A 22,944-nucleotide genomic window follows, 5' to 3' on the forward strand; every position below is an offset into this window, starting at 1 on the left:
GGCCTGCTCCGGTGTGGGGCAGGCGTGAAGGTGGTTCAGATCACGTAGAAACCGTGGGTACCATCGCGTGCCAGTTGGTCGACCAGGCCGAATTCCCAGTCCAGATATGCCTGCATGGCTTCTTTCGGGCTGTCGGTGCCTTCGTACGGGCGGCGATAGCGGTCGATACGCGGTGACGCGAGATGGGTTTCGCCTTCTTCCAGCGGCAGTTTTTCGGCGATCCAGTTAAGCGTGCCCCCTTGCAACAGGAACACCGGCTTGCCGGTGATGGCTTCGACGTCGGCGACCGCCAGGCGCGCCAGTTGGCTGGTGCCGCAGGTCAGCACATAACGTTCGGCAGGCGGCACCTTGGCCAGGGCGTTGGCCAATTGCGCACGCAAGACCCAGAAGGCACCGGGGATATGGCGTTTGACGTAGTTGGCGCTGGGGGTGAAATCCAGCACCGCCGTGTCGCCATGGGGCAGCCACTCGGCCAGGGTGTGGGGGCTGATCAGTTCGGCCTGCAAGGGTGCCGGCACCGGCGCTACCCAGGCGCCTTGTTCGCTGAAGTTCGCCGCTTGCAGGTCGTCCAGCACGTACACCTCCCAGCCCAATTGCGCGAGCCATGAGGCGGACATGTTCGCCCGCACGCCGTCGTCATCGGCCAGCACCAGGCGCGCGCCGCGCACGCTGGCCACGTGGTCGGTTTCCTGCACCAACTGGCCGCCCGGTGTGGAGCGCGCGCCCGGCAAGTGGCCGGCTTCGAATTCCTCCGGCGTGCGCACATCGAACAGGTACGTGGTGCGCTTGGGTTCTTGCTGCCAGCGTTGCAGGTCGGCGAGCGTGGCGCGGCCAACCCGCGCCTTGTCGGCCACGCTGCGCGCATCCCGTGCGGCGATCTGGCGGTGTTCTTCGCGGGTCGGCGCAAAGCGGCGCGCTTGGCCATGGGCGAGTTTCTGCCCGGCCAGGGTCCAGCCGATGGTGCCGTTGCGCAGTGCCGACACCGGGTTGGCGATGCCTGAGTTGATCAGCGACTGCGTGCCGATAATGCTGCGGGTACGCCCGGCGCAGTTGACGATGATGCGGGTGGCCGGGTCCGGTGCCAGTTCACGGGCGCGCAGCACCAGTTCGGCACCCGGCACACTGATGCCGGTAGGAATGCTCATGGTCTGGTATTCGTCGAAGCGGCGCGCGTCGAGCACCACCACATCGGCCTGGCTGTCGAGCAGCGCCTGCACTTCTTCGGCGGCCAAGGAGGGCGTGTGGCGCTCGCTCTCAACCAACTCGCCGAAGGCTTTGCTCGGTACGTTGACGTCGATAAACAGCTCGCCACCGGCGCGGCGCCAACCGTCCAGGCCACCTTCGAGCAGGCTGACCTGGGTGTAGCCCAACGCAACCAGGCGTGCGGCGGCGCGTTCGGCCAACCCTTCGCCATTGTCGTAGACCGTCACTTGGGTATCGCGACGGGGAATACGCGAATACACCTCCAGCTCCAGCTTGGACAGCGGGATATTCGCAGCGAACAGCGGGTGCGACTCGGCAAAGGGCGCTTCTTCGCGTACGTCGACCAAGGCGACTTCTTCACGGTCCAACAGGGCCTGGCGAATCTGGGCGAAGCTGCGGTTCGATACGGTGGTCATAGGGCAGGGCTCTTTTCTTTGGACAAATCCCAGATGTTCGGGAGGTAGGCGTTGGAATAACCGGAGATAAACAGTTTCTCGCTGCCGTCGGGCTGATACACCGCACGGCGCACGGCACCAATATTGGCGCCGTACACGTGAATGCTGATCGACACCTGGTCGCTGTGGGCATTGCTGACCTGATGGATATCGCCGATTTTGGGCGACACCGCCTCAACCTGTCCGGGCAGCAGTTGAACCGGTGTGCCTTCGGCCACCAGGCTGCCATCCGGCGCACGCTCAAAACCCTGGGAGAACTCTGCACCACGCAACATGCCGATCAGGCCCCACACCCGATGGTCGTGAATCGGCGTGCGCTGGCCCGGCCCCCAGACAAAGCTGACGATGCTGAAACGCTGGCGCGAATCGGCATGCAGCAAAAATTGCTGGTAGCGCTCGGGATCCGGTTGGGCGTACTCGTCGGGCAGCCAGTCGTCATGGCTGACCAGTTGCGCCAACAGCTTGCCGCCACGGTGCAACAGGTCGCCTTCGCGCGGGTTGCCGTCGATCAGTTCCGCCAGGGCGCCTATAAAGGCTCTGAGTCTTTCGGGGTGTCGGGACTGGGTCATGGCAATTCCATCATGGCGGTTATGGGGATGGCTTGATGGGTTTATATAAGCATAATGTTTATAGTTAATATGCTATTTTTTAATGATTAGCTTATAGCTTTAGGTAATTTAGAACCGGTCTGAATAGCGTTAGACGTTATCGATCACAGCGCAGGCTATCCAGACCGCCGTGTGGCAACTATGCTTGCCACACATCTTAATGACTGTTCTCTATGTGCGGCCCAAATGAAAATTGACGATATCGATGCCTTTGTCGAAGTGATTCGTTGCCAGTCCATCAGCCACGCCGCCGAGTCGTTGCAGTTGACTCAACCGGCCATCACCCGCCGCGTGCAGAACTTCGAGCAGGCGCTGGGCGTGGAGCTTTTCGACCGCAACACCAAGCCGCTCAAACCTACGCTGATCGGCACCCGTGTGTATGAACAATGCCGGCTGATCCTGCGCGAGATGGATGCCCTGCGTGAGCTGGTGGCCACCGATGCGCCGCCCACCGGCGTGTTGCGCCTGGGCGTGCCGCAGACCATTGGCGATGTGGTGCTGCTGGATGCGCTCAAGCACTTGCGCAGTGAATACCCCGACTTGCGCGCCCAGGTCGCCACGGGTTGGGGCAGCCAACTGGTCGGCAAGATCGAGCGCGGCGAACTGGATGCGGCGGTGGCGTTGTTCCCGGCGGGCAAGATCTTCCCGGACAACATTGTCGGCGAGTCCATCGGCAAGATGGAGTTGGTGGTGGTGTGTGCCAAGGCACAGTTGCCGAAAAAGCCCTGCAAGTTGGCTGATGTGTACCAGGGCGGCTGGATTCTCAACCCGGATGGCTGTGGTTTTCGTGCCGGTTTGCAGCGCACCTTGTCCGACCAGGGCTTGGCGCTGCGGGTGAACCTGGAAACCTTCGGCACCGAATTGCAACTGGGCCTGGTGGCGGACGGCCTGGGCTTGGGGCTGGTGCCGCGGCCGCTGCTGGAGCGCAGTGCGCACCTTGAGCAACTGGCGGTGGTGCCGCTCAAGGACTTCAAGCCGGTGATGGATTTGTGGCTGATCTACCCGCACTTCCTGGGCAACCTGCAAGGGCCGGTGGATGCGTTTGGGACGCTGGTGGCGGCCTCTTTACACAAGATCCGCAATGCTGCGTGAGTGCAGACTGATCGTTCCCACGCTCTGCGTGGGAATGCCTCCTGTGACGCTCTGCGTCACGCTTTGGGACGCGGAGCGTCCAGGGCTGAATTCCCACGCGGAGCGTGGGAACTATCTATGTGGTAGCTGGTTTTTTTATAAAAAAAAATAATAATTAGCTTAGATTAAAATGTGATTTTTATTATTTTTGGCCATCCCCTAGGCTGACTGGAAGTCCTTAAGGCCATCCAGGAAGTTTTGCCATGAGCAGCGTCACCTCGCTTTCCAGTGTTTCCAGCAACGTCCGCCAGCGTGTCACGCCAGAAGAGTGGGAGGTGCGCGTCAAACTGGCGGCGGCCTATCGGCTGGCGGCGCTGTATAAGTGGACCGATCACATCTACACGCACTTCTCCGCCCGTGTGCCGGGGCCGGATGAGCATTTCCTGATCAACGCCTACGGGCTGTTGTTCGATGAAATCAACGCCTCCAACCTGGTCAAGGTCGACCTCGACGGCACGATTGTCGACGACCCGACCGGCCTGGGTATCAACTACGCAGGTTACGTGATCCACAGCGCCATCCACGGCGCGCGTCATGACCTGCAAGCGGTGCTGCACACTCACACCCGCGACGGCATTGCGGTGTCGGCACAGAAGGATGGCCTGCTGCCGATCTCCCAGCACGCCATCGCGTTCTCCGGGCGCGTGGCGTACCACGGTTATGAAGGCGTGGCGTTGGACCTGGATGAGCGCGAGCGCTTGGTGGCTGACCTGGGCGATAAGAGTGTGATGATTTTGCGTAACCATGGGCTGTTGACTGCCGGTATCAGCGTGGAACACGCCTTCCAGCAACTGCAAGGGCTGGAGCGCGCGTGCAATATCCAGATCGCGGCGCAGGCAGGCGGCAATGCCGAGCTTGTCTTCCCGCCGGCAGAGGTGGTGGCCAAGGTGGAGGAGCAGGCCAAGGTGTTCAGCAATGGCGCAGGGCCGGGTGTGGCGCGGCATTGGAATGCGTTGATTCGGCAGTTGGAGCGTACGGATACCGACTACAAAAACTGAACTTGAAACCACTGAAGATCAAAAATGTGGGAGCGGGCTTGCTCGCGAATGCGGTGGATCAGTCAATATTTGCGTTGACTGACCCGCCGCATTCGCGAGCAAGCCCGCTCCCACATGGGTTGTGTGGTGTTCTTTAGTTAGGCGACCTGTTTGGCTTGTTCGCGCTCGGCGACCAGCTGGCGGGTCAGTGGGATCAGCTGCTTGCCGTAGTCGATTGCGTCGTTGAGCGGGTCGAACCCGCGTATCAGGAAGGTGGTGATGCCCAGGTCGTAGTAGTCCAGCAATGCCTGCGCGACTTGTTCGGCGGTGCCGACCAATGAAGTGGAGTTGCCCTGCGCGCCCAGCAACTCGGCGATCCCGGTCCATAGGCGCTTATCCAGGCGCGAACCTTGCGCTGCCGCTGCCAGCAAGCGGCGCGAGCCTTCGTTGGGTGGTTCGCGGCGCACAAAGCCCTGCTTGTCAGCCAGTGCGGTCGCCTGTTGCAGGATTGTCTCGGCACGTGCCCAGGCCAGCTCCTCGGTTTGCGCGAGGATCGGGCGCAACGACAAGCTGAAGCGAATCGTGCGCCCGTGCTTGGCCGCTTCTGCGCGCACCTGGGTCACCACTTCGTGCACCTGCTCGTAGGTTTCGCCCCACAGCGCATACACGTCGGCATGTTTGCCGGCCACCGCAATCGCGGCCGCTGAAGAGCCGCCGAAGTACAGCGGGATATGCGGTTGCTGCGGCGACTTCACCGTCGAGTGCGCGCCTTCGACCTGGTAGTAGGTGCCTTTGAAATCGAAAGGCTGCTCGTGGGTCCATTCCTGGCGCACCACGCTGAGGTATTCGTCGGTGCGTGCGTAACGTTCGTCCTTGCCGATATGGCTGCCATCGGCGCGCAGTTCACGGTCATCGCCGCCGGTGATGATATGCACGGCCGTGCGCCCGCCGTTGAACACGTCCAGGGTCGCGAACTGGCGAGCTGCCAGGGTCGGCTGGGCAAAACCTGGGCGATGGGCGATCAGGAACTGCAGCTTTTGGGTCACGCTGGCGGCATGCGCGGCGATCAGCGTGCTGTCCGGGCTGTTGGAATGAAACGCCACCAACGCGCGGTCGAAGCCGGCCGCTTCGTGGGCGCGGGCCACGGTTTCGACGTAGTCCGGCTGCAGGGTAGGGCCGCTGCGCGGGTGAATCTCGGATGCGTGATGGCCGCCGATATAACCGATAAATTCGATGCTCATGGTCTGTCCTTGTCGATTGCGCGATTAACACCTCCTCCGGGCGTGGGGTCGGTCACTCGGGTCAAAAGTAAGGGCCGTGGCGGGGTCTGTAAAATGCCTGTTGGTTCTAACCTAATTATAAAAAGCAGAATTATCATGCGTAAATTTTATTAAATCTGTGCATTCAATGTGGCAAGCCTGCTCCCCACAGAACAGGGCGCTAAAGACTCAAACGAATCTCGGCGCACAAGCCGCCTTCAACCCGATTGCTCAAGGTCAGCGTGCCGCCGATCGCCACCGCCAGTTGCTGGGCAATCGCCAACCCCAGCCCGGTGCCGCCGGTGCCGCGATTGCGTGAGCTTTCTACCCGGTAGAACGGCTGCAGCACCTGCGCCAATTCGTCTTCGGCAATTCCGGGGCCTTGGTCCAACACCTTGATCGACAACTGCCCATTGGCTGTCGAGCCGACTTCCAGCTCGGCGTTGCCGGCGAATTTAAGGGCGTTGTCCACCAGGTTCACCAACACGCGGCGCAGCGCGTGGGGGCGGGTGTCGAGGATCAGCGCGCTTTTGCCGCGCAGGCTGACCTGCTTTTGCATGTCCTGATAGTCAAACACCAGGCTGTCGAGAAAGGCGTCCAGGTCAATGCGGTGGCTGGCCTCGGTGGCGCCGTGAACGCTGCGCGCATACGCCACGCCTTCACGCACCAGGTGCTCCATTTCGCTGAGGTCGTTCCACAATTTGTCGCGGTCGGCACTGTCATCCATAAACTCGGCGCGCAGTTTCATGCGGGTGATCGGCGTTTGCAGGTCATGGGAAATCGCCGCGAGGATCTGCATGCGTTCCTTGAGGTATTCGGCAATGCGCTGTTGCATGGCATTGAACGCCGCGGCAGCATGCGCGACTTCACTCGGGCCGGTTTCGTCCAGGGGTGTGGGGTGAGCGTTCGGGTCGAGGGTTTCGACCGCACGGGCCAGGCGTGTCAGCGGGCGCACGGCCAGGCGCACCGCGACCCAGGTGCAGCCGAGCAGCAGCGCCAGTTGCAGCACCAGCACCACCGGCAACCAATAGGCTACGGGCAGGGCGGCGGGGCGTACGTCGAGGGTGATCGGGTTGCCATCGGCCAGGGTCAGGTGCACCTGAAAGTGTTTCTGGATGCCCGGAATATCGCGAAAGGTCAGGGCGTAATGCTCGCCCAGTGCGTCCGCAATCGAGGTGGCGGCCATTGGCACATCGTTGCTAGTCATCGGTTCACCGGCCTCGCCGGCGTTGAGCAAGTACCGGTAATTCTGCCGGTCGAGACGCGCCAGCCAACTGGCGCGCTCGTTGGCGGGCAGGCGGTCGAGGATGGCCACCGAGGTGGACACGTCGTTTTCCAGGTTGCCGAGCATCACCGTGCGCGCACTGATATAGCGCTCGTAGAACTGCGCACTGAATGACAACCCATGGGCACACACCAGGCTGATCAGAAAAATCAGCGACAGTTGGGACGCCAGTGTGCGCGGCCAGCCAAGCCGCCATGGCCTCATTGCTCGGCCCCGAGGATTTGCACCGCCAGTGAAAACACATAACCCTCGCTGCGCACAGTCTTGATATAGGCCGGTTCGCGGGCGTCATCCAGCAAGCGTTGGCGCAAGCGGCTCACCAGCAGGTCGATGGAGCGATCGAACAAGTCGGCGTCACGCCCCTGGGTCAGGTTCAGCAATTGGTCGCGGTTGAGTACGCGCTGCGGGTGGTCGAGAAACACCCGCAACAGACGGTATTCGGCGCCGCTGAGGGCCACCAGGGTGTCGTCCTCGTCGAGCAGGTGGCGGGCGGTGGTGTCCAGGCGCCAGCGACCAAAGCGGATCAGCCGCCCGGTTTCACTCACTATCAGGTTCGGTGGCAGCATGCGTGTGCGGCGCAATACCGCGTTGATGCGCGCGAGTAATTCACGCGCGGCGAAAGGCTTGACCAGGTAATCATCGGCGCCCATTTCCAGGCCGATGATGCGGTCGGTTTCATCGTTGCGCGCCGTGAGCATCAGCACTGGCGTGGCTTTGTGCTTGCCCACCCGCAGTTCGCGGCACAGCTGCAAGCCGTCGTCGCCGGGCATCATGATATCCAGCACGATCAAGTCCACGGGGGTAGTGTCGAGGAAGCTGCGCATCTGGCGGCCGTCGGCGACTACGGTGGTGCGCATGCCGTTTTTCTTCAGGTAATTGCCCACCAGTTCGCGGATTTCCCGGTCGTCATCGACGATCAGGATGTGATCGACATGATCCATGCTGCCTTCCTCGTTAAATGCTCTTGGCCGCAGTCTAGCCATCGCCGCAGCCTTTGCCTTGTGCGCTTTGTATTGCAGTGTATCTGGCGCTGACCAGATACACGGCGAAGCAAAAATCAGTGGCGCACGGCCTTGAGCAACAGCGCCTCGAACACCCGCTGGGCGCGCGGTTCATCAGTGTGGGCGACATTGAAGCGCATCGAATTGAGGTGCGCCGGGTCGTAGCCGAACAGCGCGCCCGGCGCCAGCACCAGGCTGCGTTTCAACGCCTCCTGGGCCAGCAGTTCTCCGTTTACGCCCTTGGGCAGGCGCGCCCAGATAAACATCCCGCCTTCATACGCCATCGGCAGCTCGCAGCCACAGCGCTTGAGCCATTGTTCGACGCGCCCGCCGGACTCCATCAAGCGCTGGACCATACGCTTGCGGTGCTTGGCGTAGCTGCCTTCGCTGAGCATGCGGTAGACAATCTGCTCGAACAGCTCCGAGGTCACGCCGCCGCTCATCAGCTTCATGTTGGTGAGGTTGGCGGCCAATTGCGGCGCGGCCACCACGTAGCTGACGCGGGTGTTAGCGCTGAGGATCTTGGAGAACCCGGACAGGTAGGTGACCTGATCCAGCCCGGCGAGGGCGGCCAGGCGCGGCGGCGGGTTGGGGTGCAGGTCGCCGTAGAGGTCGTCCTCGACGATATGGCAATGGTACTGCTGGGTCAGTTGCAGCAGGCGAAACGCCTGGCCGGGGCTGAAGGAATGGCCGGTGGGGTTATGCAGCACGCTGGTGGTCAGGTACAGGCTGGGGCGGTGCTCGGCCAGCAGCTGTTCGAGGGCAGTAAAGTCAAAACCGTCGGGGCGCCGCTCGATGGTCACCACTTTGACCCCGTGCAGGGCCAGGTTGGCGTGGAAGTTGAAGTAGCACGGCGCGTCCAGCAGCACCGTGTCGCCGGGGCGCGCCAGCAGGCGCATGAGCATGTCCAGGCCCTGCACGGTGTTGGGCGTGGTGATGATCTGTTCCACCGGCACCGACAAGCCTTCGCCGTGCAGCTTCTGTTGCAGGGCTTGGCGCAAGGGCAGCAACCCGGCCGGCGTGCCCAGGCCGGCGATGCGCAGTGACGGCGCACGCACCACGCTGCGCATCGTTTGGCGGATGGCCTCGCCGTTCAACCAGTCCTCCGGCAAGTGCCCGCCACCGGGGCGCAGCTCGCCGCTGGCGGTGACCAGCGGGCGGCGCAGCACGCTGAGCAGGTCTTGGGGCAGCAGGTCGACCCAGGTCGCGGCGGCCGGGCGTGCGGTTTCCATCGCCACAAAATAGCCGCGGCCCTGGCTTGAGGTCAGCAGGTGGCGCCCGCGCAGGCGGTCCAGTGCTTCGTTGAGGGTGAACTTGCTGACGCCCAGGGTCTGGGTCAGCTCACGCACCGACGGCAACTTGCTGCCGGGTGCCCATTCACCGGCCTCGATGGCCTGGCTGAAGGCGTCGACGATCTGCTGCACCTTGGGCGTGCCTTCCACAAAAGCGATGGCGGATACAAACATAAACCTTCCTTGTCTTTGCCGGTGCTTTTACCGGTGAAGTTAGGCCGGATTAGGCACCACTTTACCTGCCTTGTGCAATGACGCTGCCCTAGACTGCGCGCCATCTCGCCGGAAACTGGCGAAGTTTCTTACACGCGAGCAATGGATTTCGCATTCTCATGAAGACTTATATGTGCGCCCCCTGCGGTTTTATGTACGTAGAAGAATTGGGTATTCCGGAGGACGGAATCCCGGCCGGCACCCCTTGGGAAGAAGTGCCGGAAGACTGGACATGCCCTGACTGCGGCGTGACCAAGGCCGACTTTATGGCCATTGAACTCTAATCCTCCATCAACGAAAGGAATCGCTCCATGGAAAGCAAACTGATCAACCCCACCGTGCCGTTCTGTACCGGTGTGGCGCACCAGAAATACCTCAGCGCCGAAAAAGGCCTGCAAACCGCTATCGAGGGTGATTGCACCCATTGGTACATCGACGGCAGCCTGTTCGGCGAGATGGTCGACGACTGGACCGATGCACGCATTGAGAGCCTGCAGGCGCAAATCGCCGCCACCGGCGTCAAGCCGATCTTCCACGGCAACTTCAAGGCGCCGCTGGGCAGTGACGTCGAGGCGTTCCGCGCAGCGGCGGTGGACTACGTAAAAAAAGAGATTGATATCGCCAGCCGCCTGGGCGCGCCGTTGATCATCCACGGCGGCTGCATCGTTGAGCCAAAAATGGTGCTGATGGCCAAGAAAGTTGCGCTGGAACACTACCTCAAGTCGGTACAGGAACTGGCGAGCTACGCCGAGGCCAAGGGCACGGATATCTACCTGGAGAACCTGTCCAACTACGTCAACTACCGGCCGTTCCACTACATCTTTACCCATGAGGCCGAATACGCGTTTGTGTTCGAGTGCTTGAAGGCCCATGGCAACGTGTACTTCTTCCTGGATGCGGGCCACGCCAACATCGAGAACGGCCTGCCGGCCGACGTGGTGCGCAAGTATCACCACTTGATCAAGGGCATTTCTTTCAGCAACAACAATGGCGTGCAGGATCAGCACTTCGGCATTCATGACGGCAACTGTGATTACGCCGACGTGGTGCAGGCAATAGTAGAAACCAACTGGAAGGGCCTGGTGGCGTTCGAAACCCGCAACCAGACCGCGAAGGCCGCCCTGGCCGACCTGGCGCTGATGTACCGTGAATCCCTGACCACTGAAATTGCCGTTGCCTGACAGGCGCAGGGGCGTGCGTTTCAAGCGCGCCCCGTTGTTGTTTTTACCATTCCAAGGTTCTGGCCCATGACAAGTGCGTTAACGCTGTCTTCGTTTCTCTACTTTCTGCTGTTTTGCGCCACCATGACCTTCAGCCCCGGCCCCATGACCCTGTTGCTGTTAAGCCTGGGCTTGAAGGACGGCTTGCGCAGTTCGATCCCGGCCCAGATCGGCGCCAGTGTGTCCTACCTGATTTCCATCCTGATCTTTGCCGTGGGCTTTTCGGAACTGATCAAGGGCAACCTCGCCATTACCCAGACCATCCAGTTTGTCGGTGTGGCCTATATTTTGTACCTGGCCTACAAGCAGTGGACCAGCAGCGGCGTGTCGATCAACCAGGGCGGCGCCGTGGAAGGCTCGCGCAGCCTGTTCGGCAAGGGGTTGCTCACCGGGTTTTCCAACCCCAAGACCATCATCATGTTCAGCGCCGTGTTCCCGCAGTTTGCCGGTGCAGGCGAGCACAGCTCGGCGGCGGATATCGCCATCCTCGGGTTGACGTTTCTGACCCTGCAGTTTGCCAGCGGCTGCCTGTACTGCTATTTCGGCCAGCGCATCAAGCACGTGCTGGAAAACCCCAAGCGCCGGGTGCTGTTGCAGCGGATCACGGCGGTGCTGCTATTGGGTGTTGCGTTGATGCTGGCGCGCGGGTTTTCGCACTGAAGTATTAGCAGGTAAGCAGTAGTGGCGCTTTGACGTTGCCCTGTTAGACTCCAGGCACTCATCCAGGATTACACCCCACCATGTCAGCCGCCGGAGGAAATGGACTTCCGCTCGCTTCGCGCCTGTTCAAATCGCGGCTCTTGGGGCTGACGCTCGGTTTTGTCTGCGTGGTATTTGGCATGTACCCCTTGCACCCGTCGCTGTGGGTGTGGGCCTGGATGCTGATTAACGCGTTTGTGTGGCCGCACCTGGCCTACCAGTTGTCGCGCCGGGCGAGCAACTCACTGCGCAGCGAACGGCGTAATTTACTCTTCGATTCGTTCTGCGGCGGCTTCTGGGTCGGTGCCATGCACTTCAACCCGCTGCCCAGCGTGACCACGCTGTCGATGATGACCATGAACAACGTCGCCATCGGCGGGCCGCGCTTTATGCTCGCCGGCTGGGTGGCGCAGGGGCTGGGCATCGGCGCCGCCCTGCTGGTGTTCGCGCCGGCGTTTGTCGCGGTGACCAGCGAGGCGCAGCTGTATGCGTGCCTGCCGATCCTGATGCTGTATCCCCTGGCGCTGGGCTGGATCTGCTACCGCCAGGCCGTGACCCTGGCCCGCCACAAGCGCGAGTTGCTGGCCTTGAGCCGCACCGACAGCCTGTCTGGCTTGCTCAATCACGGCGCCTGGAAGGACCATCTGGAAATCGAGTTTCAACGTTGCCGCCGTGAACAGGTGGGCGCGGCCATTGCGCTGATCGACATCGACCATTTCAAGACCATCAACGACACCTACGGGCATGTCACCGGCGACATCGTGCTGCGCCAACTCAGCAAGGTGTTGCGCCAGAACCTGCGGGCGTCCGACCTGGCCGGGCGCTATGGCGGCGACGAGTTCTGTGTGATTTTGCCAGGCATGCCGCTCAATCGCGCCACCGAAGTGATGGACGCTTTGCGTGATCGCTTCAGCGCGCTGGCCTATGCGCAAGACCCGACCCTGCGCGCCAGCTTGAGCATTGGCCTGGCGCCGTACCAGCCGGCGCACGCCGACTCCACCAGTTGGCTCAACGACGCCGACCAGGCGCTGTATGAGGCCAAGAGCAGCGGGCGCAACCGCGTCAGTTCGGTGCAAGGCAGTTGGTTACGCTCGGTTTAGTGGGGTAGGGTAGCGCAGCATACCCCCACAACAACAAGGATCGGTCCATGCTCTTCACCTTCTCCCGTACCCTGCTGGCCGCCACCCTGGCCCTGACCTTCGCCGTGCCGGCCTACAGCGCCGAACCCCACAAGCAAATCCAGGCGGATGCCGAACAGTACAAGGCCGAGGCCCTGAAACTGCTCGAACGCCTGGTGAACATCGATTCCGGCTCCGGCTACGAGCCGGGCCTGACCCAAGTGCGCGACATTGCCGTGGATGAGCTCAAGCAGCTCGGTTTCAGCATTGAGCTGGTGCCCGACAAAGCGGCTAACAACAGCCATGTGATCGCCACCCTCAAGGGCACCGGTAAAGCCAAAATCCTGCTGATGGCGCACATGGACACCGTGTTCAAGGAAGGCTCGGCCGCCGAGCGACCGTTTCATATCAAGGATGGTCGCGCCTACGGCCCCGGCGTGATGGATGACAAGGGTGGCATCGTCGCCGGCATCTACGCGCTCAAAGTCCTGAAAAACCAGGGCTTCAAGGACTACGCACAAATCACCTTCCTGCTCGATGCCAGCGAAGAAACCGGCTCAGAAGCCGCCTCCGAACTGATCCGCAAAACCGCCAAGGCCCACGACGTAACCTTGAACCTGGAACCCGGTCGCCCAGCCGACGGCCTGGTGGTATGGCGCAAAGGCAGCGCCACTGCAATGGTCGAAGTCAAAGGCAAAGCCGCCCACGCCGGCGTCGCCCCCGAACTGGGCCGCAACGCCGCCATGGAAGCCGCGCACCAGATTCTGCAACTGGGCAAACTCGGCGATGAAGAGAAGAAAACCACCATCAACTTCACCGTGATCAAGGCCGGCGACCGCACCAACGTCATCCCCGACCAAGCCACCGCCAAAGCCGACGTGCGCGCGGCACTGCCGGAAGAGTTTGATCGGATCGAAAAAGACCTGGCGCGGATGTCAGCCAATAAGCTGATCCCGGACACTGAAGTGAAAACGAGTTTGTTGCGCGGCCTGCCGCCGATGCCACAGACGCCGGAGTCGGACAAATTGGTCGCAATTGCCCAGGGAATCTACGGCGAATTGGGTCGTACATTGACCATTGAAGGCAGCGGCGGGGCGGCGGATGCGAGCTTATCGGCTGGGGTCGGGACGCCGACGTTGGATGGGTTTGGGATTGTCGGTGGGAATATTCATACGCCGGAGGAATATGCCGAGGTGGAGAGCGTGGCGCCACGGGTTTATTTGTTGAGTCGGATGATTATGGAGCTGTCGAAGCGGTGAGAGGTTCGCAGGGCTCATTGAACGGCTGAGCTTACTCATGTGGCAAGCCTGCTCGCCACAGTGGTGGGGTGTTTCAGTGGTGTAGGTGGTGTTTTCACCATGTTGATGGGTCTTCAAGGCTGGCTTTTTGGAGGTCGTCTTTCCACCACTCATTCGTCATCCTGTAGATGTCCTCGAAGAAACCTCTTGGATCCTCCATATCGCTCCATCCCCAAGGTAGAGAACAGTAAAAACCAGGAGCCTGGCTCAAAGCTTGCGAAAAATCATAAGTTTCGTCTTCAAGAGCATCGCCTAAAGTGTCGACCAGGAGTTTTCGATGCCGATAATTTAAGTCTGTACTTTTGTCTATAATGTACTTTTTGATTAGTTTTTCTCTGTCGCGTTTATGATTGATGTTGTAGGTTGAAAATATTTCGTCCAGTGTTTCTTCACGATCATAGATGTCGAAGGGGGAAAGGAAGTGTCGAAATTTTGGCTGGTAGGGCTTAGTTAGAAAAGGGTGTTTTAGCATTGGTCGTCACTCACGGGGAATACGGTGTAGAGTTTTTTGGTTTCACGGTCGAATTTTGCAACGATGGTATTCATGTCATCATCATATACTGGGTTGGTCAGATCCTCTGGGTTAGGAATGTAGCCTTCTCCACAGCCTTGCAGTTCTATGCGGACGATGGGGTTTCCGTAGTAATCCTCTCCAGTGAAAGGCTCCAGTTTGCGGGCTGTTCTTGTGGTGACTTTATTCAGTGCTGCAAGTTGCATTTTGTGGCTTTTGAATTTAGTACTTAGTTGCATAGGTTGGTTTTGCCTTTGGGTTGGGTTTAGTGGGTGCCGTCTTGTATCGGTTTAGCTGAGAGCGCTTCGCTCATGTAGCTTTTGAGGCGTTCGAGCAGCACCATCATGAAGGCTCTTTTGTCAAATATTTCATCTTCGAAGTAGGTATCGAATAAGTAAAAAACAGATTCGAAATTTTCGTCGGTAGAGAGGAAGTGCTCAAGGGTATCGATAAACCATTGTTGCTCGTCTTCTCTGTAGGAGAAAAATTCTGATTTGGTCAATGCATCGAAAAGCTCTGCAAGCTCTTTTGGGTTGTTGACGTTTTTGGAAACTATAATTTCTTCTCTGTCTAGATCTTTAGTGTTTTCTATACAATAAGTGAACAATAGGCCTCGAAGGATTTCCAAGTCTGGTTTTTTGTTCATTTGTCAAACTCCGTATAAGCAGTGATGGGTTTTCCATCTGTGTTTAGATGTACGATTGCTTTGGTTTGTTTTCCATATTCGAGTCCCTCTCTTTTATATCCTTCTCCGATTGTTTTGCCCATGTTCATTGCTTTAGGCGCTCGGGACCGGCCGTTAAGTTTGAAGATTAAAATCGCTCGATCAATAGCGTTCAATTGATCTCTATGGCTCAGGAAGCGTGTGGCGGCGCTTGGAGGCCGAGGTTGTCCTGCGTTCCTCCCTCTATCGAACGTTTCAATTTCCCCAGTGGTAGGGTTTCTAGCTGTAATCACTCGCTCAAGTTGAGATTCGAGTAACGTTTGAGCACCGTGTTTTTCCAAGAAGTGCGCCCCTGGGATTGACCTTTCCAGTTCTGATAAGCGCCGGTGAGCGTTGGCCTCTCCAAGCTCATTAATGCGTGCTTGTCGCTGTGCGCGTCCCAGTTGAGGTAAAGCGGGTTCTCCGTGTTCAACCCCTGCTATAGGATTCTGAGCAGAATTGTTTGGCTTGCACCCATCAGCCCCAGGACAAGTATTCAAGCCTAACGGATCTACCCACCCGGTAGGGTTAGGCACGTACCGGTACGCATTAATCCCACCCGCCAGCTTCACCGGGTCCGGCGTCAGGTAACGACCAATATTCGGATTGTAGTAGCGATGACGGTTGTAGTGCAGCCCGCTTTCGGCATCAAAATATTGGCCCTGGAAGCGCAACGGATTGTCGATTTTTCCGACGTCTAGACGTGCGATTTCACCGTAGGCGCGGTAGTGCGCGGACCAGACGATTTCGCCTTCGGGATTTGTGAGTTCCTGCGGCGTGCCCAGGTGGTCGAGTTGGTAGTGGAAGGGCTTGGTGTCTTCAGGGCCAAAACCTTCCAGTAGTGCTAGCGGCCGGAAACTGTCTGGCTCATAGAGGTAGCTGCGATGGCAGTCCGCGTGGTGTTCTGCCACCAGCTTGTCGCCTTGCCAGAAAAACTCCGTGGTTATGTCGTTAACGGTTTTGCTGATCCGCCGCCCAAACGGGTCGTAGCGGTAGCTGGCGGTTTGCCCGTTGGGTTGGGTAATGCCAATCAACCGATGCTGGCAGTCGTAGCGGTATTCAGTAACCAGCTGATGACCCTTGCCACGTCGCTGGCGGATCAAATTGCCGAAGGCGTCATAGTCGTAGTGATGATCGCCTTGGATCATCAACCTGTTCCCCGCCACGATGTCCGGGCCGGGGCGGTCTTGCATGAGCAGGTTGCCGGCCGGGTCGTGGCCGAAGCGTTCCTGTACGTCTTGCGAGTGGTCGGCGCGGGTCAGGCGGGCGAGGGGGTCGTAGTGGTAGTGGTGTTCGCCTTTGCGGGTGTCGAGCAGGCGGGTGAGGTTGCCGCTTTTGTCGTAGTCGTATTGGCGTTGGTAAAGCGTGTGTTGCTGTTGGCTGACCGCGTGGGCGTGCAGGCGGTTTTGGTCGTCGTAGTGGTAGTGACTGAGGAGCTGGCCCTGCTGGCGTTGGTGTTCGCGGCCGGTTTTGAACAGGTGGGAGGTGAGGGTTTCGCCATTCAGCTCGACGGTGGAAAGGTGGCCGCCTTTGTCGTGGTTGAAGGTAAGGCGGTTGTTGTCTGGCAGGCGCAGTTTGTGCAGTTGGCCGCAGGCGTCATAGCCGTAGCGCAAGGTGCCCCAGCCTTGGTGTTCGGCGGTGAGGCGGTTTTGTGGGTCGTACTCGTAGGCCAGCGCCCAGTGGCCGTCGTCGACGCTGAGGAGGTTGCCTTGGCGGTCGTAGGTATAGTCGACAACATTGCCGTCTGGCAGGGTTTTTCTTACGAGGCGCCCGGCGTGGTCTCGCTTATAGCGTGTAACGAGCTGACTGCCGTCGTCGCCGTGTTCGGTTTTTTCCGCCAGGTTGCCGTTGAGGTCATACACGTAAGCCGTGCGCTGGCCGTCAAAGCCGATTTCCTGCTGGATCAGGCCATTGGGGTGGTAATCGAGTTGGTAGGTTTCGCCTGCCTCGTTTTCGATCGAGGTCAGCAGCAGGCGCGCGTTGTCGTAGCGGTAGTTGACATGGCTGCCATCGGCATTGATACGACGGCTGATCAGGTGCAGGCCGTCGGCGTATTCGTAACGGGTGACGTGGCCGAGTTCGTCGTGTTCGGCGGTAATTTTTCCGTAGGCGTTGTAGCTGTATTCGCGCGTCGCGCCGCCTGGAAGGGTCAGTTTTCGCAGGCGCCCGGCAGCGTCCCGTTGGTACTGTGTGAGCTTGCCGTGCTCATCTTCCCGCGTGATCTGACGACCAAGATCGTCATAGCTATAACGCTTGATACCCCCATTGGGCAGCAGCTCCTCAAGCAGCTGCCCGCGCTCATTCCAGACCAGCCGATGGCAACTGTTGTCGGGAAACCAAACCCCCGTCAGCTGCCCATATTTGTTGTAGCTGTAGTCCGTAATATTGCCGTCAGGATCGGTCTTGCGAATGACGTCGCCCTGATCATTGCGCTCATATTTCCAGACGGCGAGACCACGCCTTACGACCCGTACGAACCCGTTGTCATGCTCGTAGGACGTCGGCTCATCGTCCCCCGGAAACAACGCCACCAAGCGTCCGGCTTCGTCGTACTGGTACGCCGTCACCGCCCCAAGCGGGTCCTGCTCGACCGTCAGCCGGCCCTTGTCGTCATAGGATTTGAAGTGTTCAGCACCGTCCGGATCAATCCGTTGCACCAGCCGCGCACGGTCATCATGAACATACACTTCCCGGCTGCCATCAGCGTTATGCACCGTGACACGGCCGTCATCGCCCCAGGCATACCGCGTATCCATCTGCGAAAAGCTGGCCCAATGCCGAACACACCGAGCGGCCTTGCCAGCCCGTTCCCACTCCCAAAAGAAGCTCGCGCCACCGGCCAACCCACGTTCAAGAATGACGTGCTGCTCGTCGTAGCGATAAACCTCGCTTTCACCCACAGCATTGGTCGCAGAAACCAGTCGGCCAAGGTCGTCATAGGCGTAGGAAACAATGCTCTGTTCGGTGACCCATTCAAACGGCTCATGCCCTTTGGCCCGATGAACCTGATAGTCCACCGCCACAATGCGGCCCAGCTCATAACGCAGAAACAGCGAGCGACCTACACCATTATCCAGCCGCTCAACCCGCCCCAAACGATCGTGAAAAACGCGCAGCCGGTTGTCATACGCATCGCTGATGGCAATCAGCACGCCATCGTGAAAGTGATAAAAACGCGACGCCTGAGCCAGCACTAATTCATCGGGCAACTCACCCAAATAAATCGCCGCTTCAGCCAAGCTGTTGGTAATCGCCGGTCGAGCTGCGGAGGGCAGCACAAACTCAGTACGACGGTTCTCATGATCCGTCCACACCACCGAATCACCGGAAACAGAAAGCCGCTGCGCCAGCGAATGACTCCAGCCAAACCCCAACCCGCAATCGACTTCCACCGCACTGGTGCGATACACCCGCGTCCACTCAAACGGCAAAATCCCGTCCAACGTGCCATCGGTGAGGGTCAGCAATTCCTCGCCGGTGACCATCGAAACGGGGCAACCGTGGGTGACGGTTTTGTCCGCAGGGGCCGCCGCATCGCCATTGAGGTTCTTGCCCGAAGCCGGCACATCATCCACAGGTTCCTGGCGCACCAACGCGGTCTGCTGCGTCTTGCCGCGCACCGCCGGCACCGGGTTGGCAACCAACTGGTCCCCAGCCTTCAGCGGCGCAACCGGCACGGTCTTGATCGGCGTCGGGGCACTGCCCAGCAAGATCGGCTTGGCCGCCTCGACATGCTCACCCAAGCGAGATTTACCAAATTGCCCGGCCAGTTGCTCCAACCACCGGCGCGCACGCCGAGACTTGATGCCGCCCAGCACCTGGGCGCTCATGCGTATCGCAATCCCCATACCGCCCGTGGCCAGGGCCAGCACCAGGTTGATCAGCACGTCGGCGCTGATCTCACCCAGCAACTCGTTCATGTACGCGGGCGGCAACAACCGCATCCAACTGACCATGGCCGACAGGTAGATGAACAACAGCGGCTCATCGCTGAGCACCAGCAGACCTTTCGCAAGCGCCTCGGCGCTCACATTCAGCAGCTGTTCAAACTCGGCCTGGGACAAATAGCTCAGCAGCTTTTCAGCGTTGTCCAGCGGGTGTGCAAGCCACTCAAACAGCTGCTTGAGGCTGTCCCAGAGTGAGTACAGCGCCTGGCCAAACCCCTTGGCATACGCCTGGTCCAGCAACAGATAACGCTTGAGGACATTGGCCTCGGAGTAGTCCTGCCACAGTGGTGCAAATGTGCCGCTCCACTCGCTGCGCAGCCAACCTTCCAGCGGCGCGATCACCGACTGATACGAGGCATACAGCGCTTTGAAGTGTTCGCTGGAAACGTTGGGGTAAAAATTGACCCGGTACTGCTGGTTGCGATCACACTCGGTGATTTCGAGAATGCCGCCAGGGCCGATGGTCTTGTGGATCGGATCGCCCAACGGGCCGCCATTGGGGTCGACGCGTTGCAGCACCACCGGCGTATTGCCGATGGGCACAAAGCGCGCGCTTTGGAACATGTGCACCAGGGTCAACGTGCCGTTGGCCTGGCAGGTGGCGACGGTAGTGCTGGGAATGATCGAACGGTCGATCGGCGCCACCAGCGCCACTTCGTCACCGACCTTGAACACCTGTTCGACGTCCAGCGCTGAAAAGCTGAAAAAGCTTTCTGCCCAGGCATCGTAGGTATTGAGGCAGCGCCGGAAATCGCCAAGCACGGACTCGACGTCCCGCGTCTTCGAATCCATGGCCGCCAGCACCAACAGGCCAATGGTCTGGCCGCTAGCGGCGATCAAAAGACAACCTTGTAAGTCGGAAAAACCATCTGCAATCCCTCGCACTGTGTGATCAGGCGAAGGACTTTGCAGAGATTTTCAGGACAACTCTGTAGAGCTTATCCGGTGGTTACGTGGGAAGTTTCAACGGCCTTCGTGCGCTCCCGCCCAAGCACCAGGCTGCACAGCGCCGGCAGGAACAACAGCGTCAACACGGTGCCTACCAGCACCCCGCCAATCAGCACGTAGGCCAGGGACGACCAGAACACCGACAGCGTCAACGGAATAAACGCCAGCGCCGCCGCCAGTGCGGTCAGGATCACCGGCCGCGCCCGGCGCACGGTGGCTTCGATAATCGCCTCGCGCACCGCCATGCCATGGTCCTGGTTCTGGCGGATCTGGTCGGTAAAGATCAGCGTGTTGCGCATCAGAATGCCGCCAATCCCGATCAGGCCCAGAATCGCATTAAACCCGAACGGCTGGTTGAACAGCAGCAAGGTCGGCACCGCGCCAATCAACCCGAGCGGCGCAGTGGCGAAGACCATGAACATCACGCCGAACGAACGCACCTGGAACATGATCACCGTGAGGGTCAGCAAAATCATGATCGGGAACAGTGCCGCCAGCGCCACGTTGGCCTTGGCGCTTTCTTCTACCGGGCCGCCGATCTCGATCTGGTAACCGTCGGGCAGCTTGGCGATCAAGGGTTGCAGGTCTTTGTACACGGCCATTTCCACGTCGGGCGGTTGCACGCCGTCGATGATGTCGGCGCGCACTTCCACGGTGCTTGCACGGTTGCGCCGCTTGAGGATCGGCTCTTCCATCACCGCCTGGAAGTGCCCGACCTGGGCCAGCGGCACCGAGGTGCCGGCGCTGTTGGTGAGGGTCATGTTGTTGAGGTTACCGAGGTTCTCGCGCTGGTTGCCCTGGGCACGCGCGACCACCGACACGGTGCGGTTGCCTTCGCGCACTTCGGTGATCGGGTTGCCACTGAGCAAGGCATTGAGCTGGGATTTGACCTCGTTGGGCGTGAAACCCAGCAGGCGCAGGCGGTCCTGGTCCAGCACCAGCCGATAACCGCTGGTGCGTTCGCCCCAGTCGAGGAAAGCGTCCCTGGTCAGCGTGTTGGCCGCCACGACGCGGCGCACGTCTTCGGACACCCCGCGCAGCACATCCAGGTTCGGCCCGGACACACGAAACACCACCGGGAACGGCACCGGCGGGCCAAACAGCAATTGCGTGACGCGCACCCGCGCTGCCGGGAATTCACCGGCGGCAATGCGTTCACGCATGCGCAGTTTCAGCGCATCGCGGGCATGCGAGTCGGGGGTTTGCACAATCAGCTTGGCAAACGCCGGGTCGGGCAGTTCGGGGTTCAGCGACAGGAAAAAGCGTGGCGCACCGCCGCCCACATAGGTGTCGACCAGGCTGGTTTGCGGTTCTTGCAGCAAGGCTTTTTCCAGCTGCGCCGCCACCGCTTCGGTGCTTTTGAAGGCGCTGCCGGGCGGCATGTACACCTCAAGGATCAGCTCGGAACGGTCGGAGTTGGGGAAAAACTGCTTCTTCACCACGCCCATGCCCAGCACGCACAGCACAAAGGCACCGACCACCAGGCCAGTGACCAGCCAGCGTTGGCGCACGCAGGCTTCGACCAGGCTGCGCAGTTTCTGGTAATACCGGCCGGCGTAAATCGCGTCATGCCCGCCTGGCACCGGTTTGATCTGCGGCAGCAACTTCACGCCCAGGTACGGCGTGAACACCACGGCCACCAGCCAGGACGAGATCAGCGCAAAGCCGACGATCCAGAAGATATTGCCGGCATATTCGCCGGCGCCGGAGCGGGCAAAACCCACCGGCAGAAAGCCGATGATGGTCACCAAGGTGCCGGTGAGCATCGGCGCCGCGGTGGAACTCCAGGCAAACGTGGCGGCGTGAATCCGGTCAAACCCTTCTTCGAGTTTTACCACCATCATCTCGATGGCGATGATCGCGTCGTCCACCAGCAAACCCAGGGAAATAATCAGCGCGCCCAAGGTAATGCGGTCAAATTCACGCCCGGTGAGCAGCATGATCACAAACACCACCGACAAGGTCAGCGGCACCGCGGCGGCCACCACCAGCCCGACGCGAAAGCCCAGGGCCAACAGGCTGATTACCATCACTACGGCCAGGGCGACGAAGAACTTGAGCATGAATTCATTCACCGCCAGGCTGATGTTTTTCGCCTGGTCGGAGACCTTGGCGAAGTTCACGCCCAGCGGCAGGTCCGCCTGGATTCTGGCTTCCTGGGCCTTGAGGCTTTTGTCCAGTTCCAGGCCGTTCCAGTGCTTCTCCATGATCACGCCAAGCATCAGCGCCGGGTCGCCCTGATGGCGGATGCGATAGCTGGGCGGGTCTTCATAACCACGGCTCACGGTCGCCACATCGGCAATGCGCAGTACGCGGCCGTTGACTTCCAGCGGTACGTTTTCGATCAGCGCCAGGCTGTCGAAGGCGCCGTCGATGCGAATATAGGCACGCGCGCCAGCGGTTTCGACAAAGCCCGACGGCGCCACGGCGTTCTGTGCGGCGAGGGCGGCGAAGATCTGGTCCGGCTTGATGCCCAGCGTGGCCAGGCGCTCATAGGAGAACTCGACAAAGATCCGCTGCGCCTGCTCGCCGAGGATATTGACCTTCTTCACGCCCGGGAGGTTGAGCAAGCCCTGGCGCAAGTCTTCGGCCATCTGCACTTGCTGGCGATGGGGCAGGTGCTCGGCTTCCAGCGCATACAGGGCGAAATACACATCGGAATATTCGTCATTGAAGAACGGCCCGATCACGCCTTTGGGCAGTTTCGCCGCTTCGTCGCTGAGCTTTTTGCGGGTCTGGTAGAACAGGTCCTGGATCTCACTGGGGCGCGTGGATTCCTTGTAGGTCATGCGCATCGACACAAAACCCGGCTGGGCGATGGTCTCGACGCGGTCGTAGTAGTCCAGTTCCTGCAGGCGTTTTTCCAGGCGGTCGGCGACTTGCTCCTGCATCTCCTGGGCGGTGGCGCCGGGCCAGGCGGTGGTGATGGTCATGACCTTGACGGTAAACGACGGGTCTTCAGCGCGCCCCAGCTTGCCGAACGAGAAGATCCCGGCGGCGAGGATCGCAATGATCAGAAACAGCGTGACGGCGCGGTGCTTTACCGCCAGTTCGGAGAGGTTGATGCCGCGCATGC

The 22,944-nt window shown here is 60.1% G+C and carries 18 protein-coding genes; 7 read left to right on the plus strand and 11 right to left on the minus strand.

Annotated elements, in window-relative coordinates; translation table 11 throughout:
- Positions 1 to 35: 35 nt before the first annotated feature.
- Together HBO41_RS18085 and HBO41_RS18090 are read right to left on the minus strand one after the other, a co-directional pair.
- Positions 36 to 1,619, minus strand: a complete 1,584-nt coding sequence (locus HBO41_RS18085) for a rhodanese-related sulfurtransferase (protein WP_169987236.1) — start codon at positions 1,617 to 1,619, stop codon at positions 36 to 38.
- Positions 1,616 to 2,227: a cysteine dioxygenase gene (locus HBO41_RS18090; RefSeq protein WP_017137764.1), complete on the minus strand. Its 612-nt coding sequence runs from the start codon at positions 2,225 to 2,227 to the stop codon at positions 1,616 to 1,618. The genes HBO41_RS18085 and HBO41_RS18090 overlap by 4 nt, the downstream gene beginning before the upstream one ends.
- 225 nt (positions 2,228 to 2,452) lie before the next feature.
- Between HBO41_RS18090 and HBO41_RS18095 the strand changes: the two genes are divergently transcribed.
- Both HBO41_RS18095 and HBO41_RS18100 read left to right on the plus strand, forming a co-directional pair.
- Complete coding sequence (locus HBO41_RS18095) at positions 2,453 to 3,358, plus strand: LysR family transcriptional regulator (RefSeq protein ID WP_017137765.1); 906 nt, start codon at positions 2,453 to 2,455, stop codon at positions 3,356 to 3,358.
- A 242-nt stretch (positions 3,359 to 3,600) separates the two neighbouring features.
- A complete protein-coding gene (locus HBO41_RS18100; protein ID WP_058421580.1) occupies positions 3,601 to 4,395 on the plus strand; it encodes a class II aldolase/adducin family protein in 795 nt (264 codons plus the stop codon).
- A gap of 137 nt (positions 4,396 to 4,532) precedes the next feature.
- Here HBO41_RS18100 and HBO41_RS18105 read toward each other — a convergent pair whose 3' ends face one another.
- The 4 genes from HBO41_RS18105 to HBO41_RS18120 form a co-directional block, all read right to left on the minus strand.
- On the minus strand, positions 4,533 to 5,615 hold the full coding sequence (locus HBO41_RS18105) for an LLM class flavin-dependent oxidoreductase (protein ID WP_169987238.1): 1,083 nt from the start codon (positions 5,613 to 5,615) through the stop codon (positions 4,533 to 4,535).
- A 199-nt stretch (positions 5,616 to 5,814) separates the two neighbouring features.
- Positions 5,815 to 7,122 (minus strand): ATP-binding protein, encoded by a 1,308-nt coding sequence (locus HBO41_RS18110; RefSeq protein ID WP_169987240.1) that lies wholly within the window; start codon positions 7,120 to 7,122, stop codon positions 5,815 to 5,817.
- Positions 7,119 to 7,859 carry a response regulator gene (locus HBO41_RS18115; protein WP_169987242.1) on the minus strand — a complete coding sequence of 247 codons (741 nt, stop codon included), beginning with the start codon at positions 7,857 to 7,859 and terminating at the stop codon, positions 7,119 to 7,121. The genes HBO41_RS18110 and HBO41_RS18115 overlap by 4 nt, the downstream gene beginning before the upstream one ends.
- A 116-nt stretch (positions 7,860 to 7,975) precedes the next feature.
- The gene (locus HBO41_RS18120) at positions 7,976 to 9,385 is read right to left on the minus strand and encodes a PLP-dependent aminotransferase family protein (protein ID WP_138452299.1); all 1,410 of its coding nucleotides are present in this window, start codon (positions 9,383 to 9,385) and stop codon (positions 7,976 to 7,978) included.
- A gap of 158 nt (positions 9,386 to 9,543) precedes the next feature.
- Here HBO41_RS18120 and HBO41_RS18125 point away from each other — a divergent pair, with 158 nt between their 5' ends.
- The 5 genes from HBO41_RS18125 to HBO41_RS18145 all read left to right on the plus strand — a co-directional run bounded on the left by HBO41_RS18125 (position 9,544) and on the right by HBO41_RS18145 (position 13,720).
- Entirely contained in the window at positions 9,544 to 9,708 is a 165-nt protein-coding gene (locus HBO41_RS18125; protein WP_016968943.1) for a rubredoxin, read from the plus strand.
- 27 nt (positions 9,709 to 9,735) lie between these two features.
- Complete coding sequence (locus HBO41_RS18130; RefSeq protein ID WP_169987244.1) at positions 9,736 to 10,605, plus strand: sugar phosphate isomerase/epimerase; 870 nt, start codon at positions 9,736 to 9,738, stop codon at positions 10,603 to 10,605.
- A gap of 66 nt (positions 10,606 to 10,671) precedes the next feature.
- Positions 10,672 to 11,304, plus strand: a complete 633-nt coding sequence (locus tag HBO41_RS18135) for a LysE family translocator (protein WP_017137772.1) — start codon at positions 10,672 to 10,674, stop codon at positions 11,302 to 11,304.
- 80 nt (positions 11,305 to 11,384) lie between these two features.
- Positions 11,385 to 12,443, plus strand: a complete 1,059-nt coding sequence (locus HBO41_RS18140) for a diguanylate cyclase (RefSeq protein ID WP_169987246.1) — start codon at positions 11,385 to 11,387, stop codon at positions 12,441 to 12,443.
- Positions 12,444 to 12,490: 47 nt separating this feature from the next.
- Complete coding sequence (locus tag HBO41_RS18145; protein ID WP_169987248.1) at positions 12,491 to 13,720, plus strand: M20/M25/M40 family metallo-hydrolase; 1,230 nt, start codon at positions 12,491 to 12,493, stop codon at positions 13,718 to 13,720.
- Positions 13,721 to 13,814: 94 nt separating this feature from the next.
- Here the strand turns inward: HBO41_RS18145 and HBO41_RS18150 are convergent, their stop codons facing one another.
- From HBO41_RS18150 to HBO41_RS18170, 5 genes are all read right to left on the minus strand, one after another.
- Positions 13,815 to 14,231 carry a hypothetical protein gene (locus tag HBO41_RS18150; RefSeq protein ID WP_169987250.1) on the minus strand — a complete coding sequence of 139 codons (417 nt, stop codon included), beginning with the start codon at positions 14,229 to 14,231 and terminating at the stop codon, positions 13,815 to 13,817.
- Positions 14,225 to 14,509 carry a hypothetical protein gene (locus HBO41_RS18155; RefSeq protein ID WP_169987252.1) on the minus strand — a complete coding sequence of 95 codons (285 nt, stop codon included), beginning with the start codon at positions 14,507 to 14,509 and terminating at the stop codon, positions 14,225 to 14,227. Before HBO41_RS18155 ends, HBO41_RS18150 begins: the two co-directional genes overlap by 7 nt.
- A gap of 26 nt (positions 14,510 to 14,535) precedes the next feature.
- A complete protein-coding gene (locus HBO41_RS18160) occupies positions 14,536 to 14,916 on the minus strand; it encodes a hypothetical protein (RefSeq protein ID WP_099547779.1) in 381 nt (126 codons plus the stop codon).
- The gene (locus HBO41_RS18165) at positions 14,913 to 19,712 is read right to left on the minus strand and encodes an RHS repeat-associated core domain-containing protein (RefSeq protein ID WP_169987287.1); all 4,800 of its coding nucleotides are present in this window, start codon (positions 19,710 to 19,712) and stop codon (positions 14,913 to 14,915) included. Before HBO41_RS18165 ends, HBO41_RS18160 begins: the two co-directional genes overlap by 4 nt.
- A gap of 146 nt (positions 19,713 to 19,858) precedes the next feature.
- On the minus strand, positions 19,859 to 22,942 hold the full coding sequence (locus HBO41_RS18170) for an efflux RND transporter permease subunit (protein ID WP_169987254.1): 3,084 nt from the start codon (positions 22,940 to 22,942) through the stop codon (positions 19,859 to 19,861).
- Between the last annotated feature and the right edge of the window lie 2 nt (positions 22,943 to 22,944).

The sequence above is a fragment of the Pseudomonas sp. WS 5146 genome, assembly GCF_012985495.1.
Taxonomy (GTDB): domain Bacteria; phylum Pseudomonadota; class Gammaproteobacteria; order Pseudomonadales; family Pseudomonadaceae; genus Aquipseudomonas; species Aquipseudomonas edaphica.

Coding starts and splice junctions, on each gene's coding strand:
- HBO41_RS18085 (WP_169987236.1), bottom strand. CDS start 1,619: ATGACCACCGTATCGAACCGCAGCTTCGCCCAGATTCGCCAGGCCCTG.
- HBO41_RS18090 (WP_017137764.1), bottom strand. CDS start 2,227: ATGACCCAGTCCCGACACCCCGAAAGACTCAGAGCCTTTATAGGCGCC.
- HBO41_RS18095 (WP_017137765.1), top strand. CDS start 2,453: ATGAAAATTGACGATATCGATGCCTTTGTCGAAGTGATTCGTTGCCAG.
- HBO41_RS18100 (WP_058421580.1), top strand. CDS start 3,601: ATGAGCAGCGTCACCTCGCTTTCCAGTGTTTCCAGCAACGTCCGCCAG.
- HBO41_RS18105 (WP_169987238.1), bottom strand. CDS start 5,615: ATGAGCATCGAATTTATCGGTTATATCGGCGGCCATCACGCATCCGAG.
- HBO41_RS18110 (WP_169987240.1), bottom strand. CDS start 7,122: ATGAGGCCATGGCGGCTTGGCTGGCCGCGCACACTGGCGTCCCAACTG.
- HBO41_RS18115 (WP_169987242.1), bottom strand. CDS start 7,859: ATGGATCATGTCGATCACATCCTGATCGTCGATGACGACCGGGAAATC.
- HBO41_RS18120 (WP_138452299.1), bottom strand. CDS start 9,385: ATGTTTGTATCCGCCATCGCTTTTGTGGAAGGCACGCCCAAGGTGCAG.
- HBO41_RS18125 (WP_016968943.1), top strand. CDS start 9,544: ATGAAGACTTATATGTGCGCCCCCTGCGGTTTTATGTACGTAGAAGAA.
- HBO41_RS18130 (WP_169987244.1), top strand. CDS start 9,736: ATGGAAAGCAAACTGATCAACCCCACCGTGCCGTTCTGTACCGGTGTG.
- HBO41_RS18135 (WP_017137772.1), top strand. CDS start 10,672: ATGACAAGTGCGTTAACGCTGTCTTCGTTTCTCTACTTTCTGCTGTTT.
- HBO41_RS18140 (WP_169987246.1), top strand. CDS start 11,385: ATGTCAGCCGCCGGAGGAAATGGACTTCCGCTCGCTTCGCGCCTGTTC.
- HBO41_RS18145 (WP_169987248.1), top strand. CDS start 12,491: ATGCTCTTCACCTTCTCCCGTACCCTGCTGGCCGCCACCCTGGCCCTG.
- HBO41_RS18150 (WP_169987250.1), bottom strand. CDS start 14,231: ATGCTAAAACACCCTTTTCTAACTAAGCCCTACCAGCCAAAATTTCGA.
- HBO41_RS18155 (WP_169987252.1), bottom strand. CDS start 14,509: ATGCAACTAAGTACTAAATTCAAAAGCCACAAAATGCAACTTGCAGCA.
- HBO41_RS18160 (WP_099547779.1), bottom strand. CDS start 14,916: ATGAACAAAAAACCAGACTTGGAAATCCTTCGAGGCCTATTGTTCACT.
- HBO41_RS18165 (WP_169987287.1), bottom strand. CDS start 19,712: ATGGATTCGAAGACGCGGGACGTCGAGTCCGTGCTTGGCGATTTCCGG.
- HBO41_RS18170 (WP_169987254.1), bottom strand. CDS start 22,942: ATGCGCGGCATCAACCTCTCCGAACTGGCGGTAAAGCACCGCGCCGTC.